The sequence below is a fragment of the Enterovibrio sp. FF113 genome (assembly GCF_041439165.1).
GTDB classification, from domain to species: domain Bacteria; phylum Pseudomonadota; class Gammaproteobacteria; order Enterobacterales; family Vibrionaceae; genus Enterovibrio; species Enterovibrio norvegicus_A.
Genome location: NZ_JBGONO010000025.1, coordinates 15,906 through 27,435, shown reverse-complemented (window position 1 = coordinate 27,435; position 11,530 = coordinate 15,906). Strand labels below are relative to the sequence as shown.

Annotated in this window: 9 protein-coding genes and 1 tRNA gene; 2 read left to right on the top strand and 8 right to left on the bottom strand. The window is 47.1% G+C overall.

Annotated features, from left to right (window positions below; genetic code table 11):
• Positions 1-8: 8 nt before the first annotated feature.
• From ACED36_RS18005 to ACED36_RS17970, 8 genes are all read right to left on the bottom strand, one after another.
• Positions 9-296, bottom strand: coding sequence for a ComEA family DNA-binding protein (locus ACED36_RS18005; protein WP_371733644.1), 288 nt, complete (start codon positions 294-296; stop codon positions 9-11).
• A gap of 162 nt (positions 297-458) precedes the next feature.
• Positions 459-2,348 carry a peptidylprolyl isomerase gene (gene ppiD, locus ACED36_RS18000; RefSeq protein ID WP_371733643.1) on the bottom strand — a complete coding sequence of 630 codons (1,890 nt, stop codon included), beginning with the start codon at positions 2,346-2,348 and terminating at the stop codon, positions 459-461.
• A 208-nt stretch (positions 2,349-2,556) separates the two neighbouring features.
• Positions 2,557-2,829, bottom strand: a complete 273-nt coding sequence (hupB, locus tag ACED36_RS17995; protein ID WP_017004308.1) for a nucleoid-associated protein HU-beta — start codon at positions 2,827-2,829, stop codon at positions 2,557-2,559.
• A 206-nt stretch (positions 2,830-3,035) separates the two neighbouring features.
• On the bottom strand, positions 3,036-5,399 hold the full coding sequence (lon, locus tag ACED36_RS17990; protein ID WP_016961010.1) for an endopeptidase La: 2,364 nt from the start codon (positions 5,397-5,399) through the stop codon (positions 3,036-3,038).
• Positions 5,400-5,558: 159 nt separating this feature from the next.
• On the bottom strand, positions 5,559-6,839 hold the full coding sequence (gene clpX, locus ACED36_RS17985) for an ATP-dependent protease ATP-binding subunit ClpX (protein ID WP_016961009.1): 1,281 nt from the start codon (positions 6,837-6,839) through the stop codon (positions 5,559-5,561).
• A gap of 138 nt (positions 6,840-6,977) precedes the next feature.
• Positions 6,978-7,601: an ATP-dependent Clp endopeptidase proteolytic subunit ClpP gene (gene clpP / locus ACED36_RS17980; RefSeq protein ID WP_016961008.1), complete on the bottom strand. Its 624-nt coding sequence runs from the start codon at positions 7,599-7,601 to the stop codon at positions 6,978-6,980.
• Between the two features lie 107 nt (positions 7,602-7,708).
• On the bottom strand, positions 7,709-9,010 hold the full coding sequence (gene tig / locus ACED36_RS17975) for a trigger factor (protein ID WP_016961007.1): 1,302 nt from the start codon (positions 9,008-9,010) through the stop codon (positions 7,709-7,711).
• 427 nt (positions 9,011-9,437) lie between these two features.
• Positions 9,438-9,514: transfer RNA gene (locus ACED36_RS17970), tRNA-Arg, on the bottom strand.
• Positions 9,515-9,667: 153 nt separating this feature from the next.
• On the opposite strand from ACED36_RS17970, the gene ACED36_RS17965 reads away from it, so the two are divergent.
• On the top strand, positions 9,668-9,919 hold the full coding sequence (locus ACED36_RS17965) for an MgtC/SapB family protein (RefSeq protein ID WP_241819217.1): 252 nt from the start codon (positions 9,668-9,670) through the stop codon (positions 9,917-9,919).
• A gap of 174 nt (positions 9,920-10,093) precedes the next feature.
• The gene (locus tag ACED36_RS17960) at positions 10,094-11,281 is read left to right on the top strand and encodes an MFS transporter (protein ID WP_016961006.1); all 1,188 of its coding nucleotides are present in this window, start codon (positions 10,094-10,096) and stop codon (positions 11,279-11,281) included.
• Positions 11,282-11,530 lie beyond the last annotated feature (249 nt).

Below are 11,530 nucleotides of genomic sequence, written 5' to 3'. Positions count from 1 at the left end.
AGCGGGGATTACAGCGTTATGCGATCGCGATTTTTCTCTACGATGGCGTTACCAATACCTTTGACACCTGATAGTGCTTCTACAGATTCGAAAGCACCGTATTCGTTGCGAAAGTCGACAATAGCCTGCGCTTTTGATTTACCGATCCCATCCAGATACTTATCAAGCTCATCGGCTTCAGCCGTATTGATGTTCACTTCAATAGGCGCACCTTGAGCGCCATCTTGCGCAACGGCAAAAGGGCTGATGATTAGCGTTGCCGCCAGTACCAATGCTGAAAAGAGTGTTTTTATCATTTCCTGTTCCTTAGGTTGTATGAATGACTGTCCTCACCAGCATACGAATCCTTTCTCCCGGCTCCATTACAATGTACAAAAAAACGACGGGGCGCTAAAAGCGCCCCGTCGATGTGACTTATCAATTACAACTGCGATGCAATCACTTCAAAATATCAGTGATTATTGCTCCGCCGTGTCTAAAGAATAAGTGACCTCTGTTTTTTGTTTTAGCTGTGCAATCAAAGCATTCAGATCAGCATTGGCGGTGGTACGTGCCACACGTTCTGCCATCTGGCTTTGTAAGCTAATCTCTTCGGTTGCCGGTTCTTTCACGCTATCAAGCGCAACGATCAGAACATCGCCGTTAACAGCACGCGTCAGACCATACTCACTCGCATCAGCAGCAGGTGTCGGCATGGTAAACACCAATTCAACCACTTCACGCTCTGGTGACACACGGCTAACTTCGCTTTCTGCACCAAATGCGTAACCTGATGCGTTAACGCCTGCATCATTGTCAGCGTTGAGTTCAGCGAGCAAGGTATTCGCCAATGCATCCGCTGCTTTTTCGCCATCTTGGCGCTTAAGCATCGCCGTCACCTGCGCTTCCACGTCTTCATATGGTCGCACGGCTTCAGGTCGAACATCATCAACGCGCAGAACCAACACGTGTTCTGGTGCAATTTCGATGATGTCGGAGTTCAAGCCATCTTCACGCACTTCTGGTGTTTGTAACGCTTGCACAACCGCAGGGTTTGCGAGCGCACCGGACAGTTCGTTTAAGGCAATAAAATCCGTTTTATTCACCGTCGCATTCACTGCTTCAGCGGCATCATCAAGGTTGTCTGGCATTTCAAATGCTTTCTCAGCCAGTTCATTTGACAGTGCGTAGAATTTTTCAGCGGCATGTTGTAGCTTCAACTGAGCGATAATTTCATCGCGAACATCAGCAAAAGGCTTCGCATCAGACGGTTTAATCTCATCAAGTTTGATGATGTGGAAACCAAAATCAGACTGAACAACATCAGTGACATCGCCCGTGTTAACCAGTGCAAAAGACGCATCTTCAAACGCTGGGTCCATCACGCCTTTGTCAAACCAATCCAGTTGCCCGCCTTGTTCTGCGCTAAAGGTATCATCTGAACGCGTTTTTGCTAGCTCTGCAAAATCCGCACCTGCGTTAAGCTCAGCAAGTACAGCCTGTGCTTTTTCGTTGGCTGCATCATCATCACCTTGGATCATAATGTGGCTAACTTTACGCTGCTCTGACGTGCCGTAAGCGGCTATGTTCGCGTCGTAGTAAGCTTCAGCTTCTTCTTCGGTCACATCTGCAACGTCAGCAACGCCTGAACCCGTAAGCTCAACATAAGACAGCTTAAATTGCTCAGGGCGAACAAATTGACTCGGATTTTGCTCATAGTACGCTTTCTTCTGCTCGTCAGTGATTTCCGCTTTATCAGAGAAATCAGACAATGGCAGCGTCAAGGTACGCACCATGCGCGTTTGTCCTTCAAGCTTATACAGGGACTCTAATTCGTCTTCTAGGGCAAACTCGCTGCTTACCAGCGCGTTAACCAACTGCTCACGAACCATGTCTTGGCGAACGTATTCAGCAAATTGATCCGGACTTAAACCGTTACGACGTAGTGCCGCAAGGTACAAATCATTATTGAAAATGCCATTGCTTGAAAAAGCAGGCATTTCTCGGATTGATTGTTTAACCTGAACATCACTTACTCGTAGACCCAGTCGATCAGCTTCTTGGTCAAGAAGAGACTGATTCACCATACGGTCTAGAACATTGCGACGGAATTGAGCCAGATAATTGGGATCGCTCAACATCGTTGAGAAGAAATCTCCAGCCTGTGATTGCATCTGCGCGCGCTCATTTTGATAAGCTTGCTCAAATTGGCTACGGCTAATTTCTAGATCACCTACTTTCGCCGCCGGAATCTCAGTACCACCAGCGAGGTAGCCACCGACACCTGCAAAGGCAAAGGAAAAGATAATAAGGCTTAAGATGATCTTAACCGCGATGCTATTTACGCCTTCACGTAGTCGCTCCATCATAACGTGCCGCTACTCCTGCTAAATTGAAACGTTCGTCTTAAGAATTAAAACCAAGTATTAAAGATTAAAACTTAAGTATTAAAAACTAAAAAAGCGCATCCCGAGATGCGCCTTTACACTCTGTTGAGCCTGATTATACGCTGATGTCACAGACATTACAGCCTTAAACTCGGCTCTCTGCGACAAAGAGCAAACGGTATATTTAAGATTAGTTAACCGCGTCTTTCAGAGCTTTACCCGCTTTAAAGCCAGGGACTTTAGCGGCTGGAATATCAATTTCTGCGCCGGTTTGTGGGTTACGACCCGTACGTGCTGAACGCTCACGAACAGAGAAGGTACCAAAACCAACTAGAGCAACTTGATCGCCATCTTTTAGGCTACCTGATACTGCATCGATCAGTGCGTCTAGTGCGCGACCTGCTGAAGCTTTAGACAGATCTGCATTTTCTGCGATTTTATCAATTAACTGCGACTTGTTCACTTTTTCATCCCCTTTACAAACGAACCACAAATCCCATTTTTTGCGGTGGCGAATAATTAGTCATCGCCTTTGTTATCAAAACAAGGCTGTAAAACGCTGTAGCTGTTATGAATTAAGGGCTTGCAACGTTTCTCTTAACTTAGCCCTCAAAAAAAAGACTGACAAGCCTTTTACTGACTGTCAGCCCTTTGCGTTGCTTATTTTTGCTACGCGTCACTCTTTTTAGCGGTGACAAGCTCGATTCCGAGCGGATTGTTCTGCAATGCAAGGGTCAGAACATCGTCGATCCAACGCACAGCATGGATATCTAGGTCCGCTTTCACGTTATCTGGGATTTCTTCCAGATCGCGTTCGTTTTCTTTTGGAATGATGACCGTTTTAATACCACCACGGTGTGCAGCAAGCAGTTTTTCTTTCAAACCACCAATCGGCAACACTTCACCACGAAGCGTGATCTCACCTGTCATGGCAACATCAGAGCGTACAGGGTTACCCGTCAAGCTAGAAACCAACGCAGTACACATTGCGATACCCGCACTTGGCCCATCTTTCGGTGTTGCGCCTTCTGGTACGTGTACGTGAATATCACGTTTTTCGTAGAAGTCGTTGTTGATGCCCAGTTTCTCAGCACGAGTACGCACCACGGTCATCGCAGCCTGAATCGACTCTTGCATCACATCGCCCAGCGAACCGGTTTGTGAGAGCTTGCCTTTACCCGGCATTGATTCAGTCTCGATGGTCAGCAGATCGCCGCCCACTGATGTCCACGCTAGGCCCGTTACCTGACCCACACGGTTGCTTTCATCTGCTTTGCCGAAGTCGAAACGCTGTACACCAAGATACTTCTTCAGGTTTTCCTGATTAATGGTGATCGATTTCAGCTCTTTGTTTAACAGAATTTCTTTCACTGCCTTACGACACAGTTTAGAAATCTCACGCTCAAGGCTACGCACACCCGCTTCACGCGTGTAATAACGAATGATGCCAACAATGGCGGAATCTTCAATCGTGATTTCGCTTGGCTTAAGGCCGTTACGCTGCACTTGCTTATCAAGTAGGTGCTGCTTAGCAATATTCAGTTTTTCATCTTCGGTGTAACCCGACAGACGAATCACTTCCATACGGTCAAGCAAAGGACCGGGAATATTCATGGAGTTCGACGTCGCCACAAACATCACATCTGACAGATCGTAATCGACTTCCAGGTAATGGTCATTGAACGCATTGTTTTGTTCAGGATCAAGCACTTCTAACAAAGCAGACGATGGGTCGCCGCGCATGTCTGAAGACATCTTGTCGATTTCATCCAACAAGAATAATGGGTTTTTCACGCCCACTTTAGCCATTTTCTGAATCAGCTTGCCCGGCAATGAGCCAATGTAAGTACGACGGTGACCACGAATTTCCGCTTCGTCACGCACGCCGCCCAATGCCATGCGGGTGTATTTACGTCCCGTTGCTTTGGCGATCGACTGACCCAGAGAGGTTTTACCCACACCAGGAGGACCGACCAAGCAAAGGATTGGACCTTTCAGCTTGTTGATACGGTTTTGTACCGCGAGATACTCAAGGATGCGTTCTTTGACGCGCTCCAGACCATAGTGATCGGAGTTAAGGATCTCTTCAGCTTTCGCCAAATCCTTTTTCACTTTCGAGCGCTTCGACCATGGCACGCTGACCATCCAATCGATATAACTACGCACTACGGTCGCTTCCGCCGACATAGGAGACATCATCTTGAGCTTTTGCAGCTCTTGCTCTGTCTTCTCTTTGGCTTCCTGAGGCATTTTCGATTCTTCAATCTTCAGCTTCAGGCTTTCGAATTCATCTGGTGCATCATCCAGCTCACCCAGTTCTTTCTGGATAGCTTTCATTTGCTCATTGAGGTAATACTCGCGCTGGCTCTTTTCCATCTGCTTTTTCACGCGACTACGAATGCGCTTCTCAACTTGTAGCAGATCGATTTCTGATTCCATCATGGTCATCAAAAATTCAAGGCGCTCAGCGATGTCCACAATTTCGAGCACTTGCTGTTTGTCATGCAACTTCAATGGCATGTGCGCAGCAATGGTATCCGCCAAACGTGCGGCTTCTTCAATACCATTTAGCGAAGTGAGGACTTCCGGCGGGATCTTCTTGTTCAGCTTAATAAAGCCTTCGAACTGGCTGATGGCTGTACGCACCAACACTTCTTGCTCACGCTCATCCATTTCTGGCGTTTCGGTGTACTGAGCATCAGCAATGAAGAAATCATCCTCGCGGAATTTTTTAATTTCTGCACGCTGCAAACCTTCAACAAGCACTTTGACCGTGCCATCAGGCAATTTTAGCAACTGCAGGATTGAGGCCACTGTACCGACTTCATACAGATCAGCAATGGATGGGTCATCAGTTGCCGCGTCTTTCTGCGCAACCAATAGAATCTGCTTATCATTGTCCATCGCTGCTTCAAGGCAACGGATAGATTTATCCCTTCCCACAAATAGTGGAATAACCATATGAGGATAAACAACCACGTCACGCAAAGGCAGGACCGGAATCTCAATGCGCTCGGAACGCTCCAAGTTCATATTTTTCTCTCTTCCGTTTTAGATACTAATGAGTATATGGGGATAGTTTGTCAGGATTCAACGGCATACCAAGCAGAATGTAAAAAAGGGAGCGAGCGCTCCCTTTTTTTTTATAATTTGTTGGTTAAATAAGCTATTTAACCGCACGCATAGTAGGACTTATTCCGCACCCGCTGCTTGACTCTCTGCTGCTTCATAAATAAGCAAAGGCTCAGATTCGCCTTTAATCACAGATTCGTCGATCACCACTTTGGAGACGTCTTTGCTCGAAGGCAAATCGTACATGGTGTCCAGCAACACAGCTTCAACGATTGAACGCAGGCCACGAGCACCCGTTTTACGATCCATTGCTTTCTTAGCAATCGCCGTTAACGCGTCATCACGGAACTCTAGTTCAACGCCATCAAGCTCCAACAACGCAGCATACTGTTTCGTCAGTGCGTTCTTAGGCTCGCGCAGAATTTGTACTAGCGCATCTTCGTCCAACTCGGTCAGCGTCGCCGTCACAGGCAGACGACCGATGAACTCAGGGATCAGGCCATATTTCACCAAATCTTCCGGTTCAACCTTGCTGAACAAATCACTCAGGGTTGCTTCTTGGTCTTTAGAGCGAACTTCCGCACCAAAACCAATACTGCTGCCTTTTGCGATGCGTTGATCAACCACTTTGTCGAGACCCGCAAATGCACCGCCACAGATAAACAGAATCTTAGAGGTATCAACCTGCAAGAACTCTTGTTGTGGATGCTTACGGCCACCTTGCGGTGGAACAGAAGCGATGGTGCCTTCAACCAGTTTCAACAGCGCCTGTTGTACACCTTCACCCGACACGTCACGTGTAATTGAAGGGTTGTCAGACTTGCGTGAGATCTTATCGATTTCATCGATATAGACAATTCCACGCTCTGCTTTGGCTACGTCATAGTCACATTTCTGAAGCAGTTTCTGGATAATGTTCTCGACATCTTCACCCACATAACCCGCTTCGGTCAGTGTGGTTGCATCAGCCATTGTGAACGGAACATCCAGAAAACGCGCCAGCGTTTCAGCAAGTAAAGTCTTACCGCTACCGGTTGGACCAATCAGCAAGATGTTACTCTTACCTAGCTCAACACCTTCCGCCGTCGTATCACCATTTCTCAGACGCTTGTAGTGGTTATAAACCGCTACAGAGAGCACTTTCTTCGCTCTGTCCTGACCGATGACATAGTCATCAAGGTGTGAACGAATATCCTGTGGTGTCGGAAGTTCGTTGCTGTCGCGCTTAGGCATGACCTCTTTTATTTCTTCACGAATGATGTCGTTACACAGGTCAACACACTCATCGCAGATATAAACAGAAGGTCCAGCAATTAACTTGCGTACTTCATGCTGGCTTTTGCCGCAGAAAGAGCAGTAAAGCAGTTTGCCGCTGCCACCGTCTTTTCGCTTGTCTGTCATTCGCTAACCTCTTTAGGCTTTCGCCCATGTTTGCCATGATCTGAGTCTATATCAACTCGGCGGAAATTTCCGACAGCCGCAAGACCCAATTCCAAAATAAAAGGGGGATAAACCCCTAACTATCTCAGAACTAAAAAATTAATCGCGCTTATTTAATATCGAATCAACTATGCCATAGTCTACCGCATCTTGCGAAGCCATGAAGTTGTCACGATCGGTATCACGCTCGATCACTTCCAGCGGCTGACCAGTGTGCTCAGCAAGCAAGCTATTTAGCTTGTTCTTGATGGTCAGAATTTCTTGCGCATGGATTTGGATGTCCGACGCTTGGCCTTGGAAGCCGCCCAGCGGTTGGTGGATCATCACACGTGAGTTTGGCAGACAGTAACGCTTACCTTTCGCACCACCAGCCAGTAGAAATGCGCCCATCGAACACGCTTGGCCCATACATACCGTGCTCACGTTAGGTTTAATGTACTGCATCGTGTCATAAATAGACATACCCGCGGTAACTGAACCACCTGGAGAGTTGATGTAAAGGAAGATATCTTTTTCTGGGTTTTCTGATTCGAGAAACAGCAACTGCGCAACAACGAGATTCGCCATGTGATCTTCAACCTGACCGGTCAAAAAGATCACGCGCTCTTTCAGCAGGCGTGAGTAGATGTCGTAAGAACGTTCACCGCGGGAGGTTTGCTCAACCACCATTGGCACTAGCGCATCAATAATAGAAGGCATTCCGTTTTTTTCTTGAAAGCTCATAGTGTTATTTCCCTAAAATAAATGGCCCGGATGAATATACTTCATTCGGACCATTGTTATCAGAAGAGTGAATTCTAAGTCAAATGTCCACTCTACAATTCTAGCACTTATGCTTGAACTGGGTTCATCAGCTCAGAGAAGCTTTGTGCTTTTTCAGAAACTTGTGCTTTAGCTAACAGCGCGTCGATAGCTTGTTCTTCAAGAGCAACATTACGCATGTTCTCCATTAGACGCTGATCTTTCGCGTAGTAAGAAACCACTTCTGATGGATCTTCGTAAGCAGAAGCCATTTCTTCAATCAGTGCTTTCACACGATCTTCGTCAGCTTTCAGCTCTTCAGCTTTAATCACTTCACCAAGTAGCAGGCCAACAACAACGCGACGTTTCGCTTGTTCTTCGAACAGCTCACGTGGAAGTTCAGGTGCGTTTTCCATGTTGCCACCGAAACGCTGAACCGCTTGTTGACGCAGAACATTCACTTCTTGGTCGATCAAAGCAGAAGGAACGTCGATGTCGTTTTTCTCAACCAGACCGTCGATCACTTGCTCTTTGATGCGGTTTTTCACAGCTTGCTTCAGTTCGCGTTCCATGTTTTTACGCACTTCTGCTTTCAGGCCGTCAACGCTACCGTCTTCAACGCCGAAACGCGCAACAAACTCTGCCGTCAATTCTGGCAGTTCTTGTGCTTCAACTTTGTGCAGTGTGATGTCGAACTTCGCTGCTTTACCTTTCAGGTTTTCAGCGTGGTAATCTTCTGGGAAGCTCACTTCAATCGTGAATTCTTCGCCTGCTTTCTTACCAACAACGCCGTCTTCGAAACCTGGAATCATACGGTTTTGACCCATAGCCAGAGCGAAGCCTTCTGCTTTACCGCCTTCGAACTCTTCGCCATCGATAGAACCGATGAAGTCGATAGTGACACGGCTATCAGCTTGTGCTGGTGCATCAACGTCTGCCCAACCCGCTTGTTGCTTACGCAGGGTCTCGATCATTTCAGCAACGTCGTCTTCGTTAACGTCAGCTTGTGGCTTAACCACTTCAACTTTGTCCAGATCTTTCAGTGCGATTTCTGGGTAAACTTCAAAAGACGCTTTGAATACCAGATCTTTACCTTCTTCAACATCAACTGGAGTGAAAGTCGGTGCGCCTGCTGGGGTGATTTTTTCTTTGATGATAGCTTCGATGAAATGACGCTGCATCACTTCACCCATCACGTCGTTACGTACTGCTGAGCCGTACATACGAGAAACCATTTTCAAAGGCACTTTGCCTTTGCGGAAACCATCGAAACGACGATTTTTAGCAATGTTGCGTAGTTCAGCAGTCACTGCATCTTCGATGTTTGCTGCTGGAACAGTAATATTCAGGTGGCGCTGCAGGCCTTCTGTGGTTTCAACGGTAACTTGCATTGTATATTTAACCTCAAAACTTACTCAGATTAGCTGAGTGATGTTGCCCGGCTCCAGCCGGTAGCATCCTTTCGTGCTACAGCGATTCGATCGCCATAGCGCCTGTGAATTTGCGTACAAAGCGATAAAACGCTTGTATCAAATAACCTCAAAATACGAGGTGTGGTTTTTTAGACGCGCCATTATAGCGACACTGCCCTGCCGAGTCGAGACAGGCTGGGTCCATCGTCGTGTTTCTGTGAGATTGGGGCGTGAAAATGGAATTCAAGGGGTATAACGAAGGTTTTTAGGGTATTAAGGCATAGATCTTAGATAATAGGGCCCTAGGTTTTAGGATCTACTCTTCCCTGAAAAAATTCTATTCGGGAACAAGGAGTTTGACTGTTTAAGAGAGTGACACGAACAAAGGAACTCGGGGGAAGGAAATTGGTACGCCCTACAGGATTCGAACCTGTGACCCACGGCTTAGAAGGCCGTTGCTCTATCCAACTGAGCTAAGGGCGCACTTGATTCACACGAGTGTGCAAATGCAAGCCGGATTATAAGGGTCATAGACACTGCGTCAACGCTTTTCCTCACGCTTTGATATCAAATGCCTAATAAACAAGCACAGTCACCGCTAATTCGATTCAAACCACACCGTTGCACGCTCCGATCATGTCCATGATGTCTCGAGACGGACAAATACAAGGCGTCACGTCAGCAGCCGTGGTTTGGCTAATGGCAGGATTGGGTATGATCATCGCTTTTGACTATGGCCGACAAGCACTTTTATTGTGCGGATTCGTACTCTTTGTTCTGGTGGGATTAGATAAAGTTGAATCTACATTTTCTGCGTTACGCCGAGGCGTGCATAGAAAGTGGGAAAGTTCGCGTAAGAAGCCGGAAATACCTGACCAACAGGCCTAAGCGTATGCACAATTCTGAATATTCATTTCGATAAAAAATATCGATTATTACAAACAGTTTATCTCACTTTACGTTTTAGACTGGCGAAATAATAATCACGCCAACAAACATAGAAAACCTGCCCACTTTGAGCAGGTTTTTTTCATTTTACGTCATTACGATAGAGAAAACGCATTGCAACAGACCCTCGAAATTCGGACTGAAGGTAACAGCCCACTCGTGCCTGTTATCAGCCTGAGCCTATTTGCCGTTGCCTCAGGTTTCCTGATGAGCCTGATCCCGCTTGCGCTGAGTGCAAGAGGGATGTCGGTCGATCTCGCCTCTTGGCTTGCAAGTGTGTTTTACGCTGGTCTGTTGGGCGGCGCACTCATTAGTGCACGTATCGTGGGTAAGTTTGGTCACCGCAATGCGCTAGTTGCATTCTTAATAGCTATCGTGGCGACAGTCGGCATGATGGCCACTATTGCCTCACCTGCTGTTTGGCTCGTCTCACGATTTCTCGCAGGCGTTGCCGTTGCCGGCGTTTTCGTGGTGATCGAATCATGGCTATTGATGGCTGATACTGAAAAAGCACGTGCAAAGCGCCTAGGTCTTTATATGGCGTCTCTGTATGGCGGTTCGGCGTTAGGTCAACTGGGCATTGGTTTCTTTGGCACTGAAGGTGCGATGCCTCTCATGGTCGTTGCCACCCTGTTCTCTGCTGCCATGCTGCCACCGCTGATTTTCAAAAAAGGCCAGCCAAAAATCGTTGAACATTCGAGCATCAAGTTACGTGAAATGCGAGATTTACCGTCAGCTGCCTACATTGGCTGCATTGTGTCAGGCTTGGTGTTGGGTTCTATCTACGGGTTATTGCCGCTCGATCTAGAGCAACACTACAGCCACAACCAGGTGGGTATGTTGATGGCTATCGTGATCTTGGGTGGCATGGCAGTACAGCCACTTGTGAGCTGGCTAAATTCACGCGTAGAAAAAGCACTGTTAATGGCCATGTTTTGCTTTGCTGGCCTACTGGCTATCGCGATGATTGAAATCGCCACCGTGGATGCAGGCTTGATGGCCGGATTATTTCTACTCGGCGCAGCAGCCTTTGCACTCTACCCGGTCGCCATCACCCTTGCATGCCGAAAAGTGAGTGAGTCGAAAATTGTGGCAGCAGCAGAGTTAATGCTACTCAGCTACAGTGTAGGCTCCGTGATTGGCCCCGTATTGGCTGGCAAAGCAATGAACACAGAAAGCGGTTTGATGTTCTATTTCGCGATTTGCTTCGCTGCGACTCTCATTTACATGCTGGTCTCCACCAAGCGCAACCGTCGTCGTGGTGCGAATGGTGTCGATGACGTGATGCCAGTAGATTTGTAATTGGGCTTTAGGGTCCTAGGATTTGGCTGATGCTTGGCAAATCAAATATAAAGCAGGTCTGTATTTATAGACCTGCTTTTTTTTATGCTGTTTTTTCATGCTGTCTACCCTCTAAGGCACATAGCCAAAACCCAGATTTTACCGACCCGCTGTCGATATAATTTTGGCACTTACTCACTTTTTTGCTGTTCCATTTTCATCACTCCATGCCTAACGCACTCTTTTTCTTCTTATCTTTTTAATTCTCGA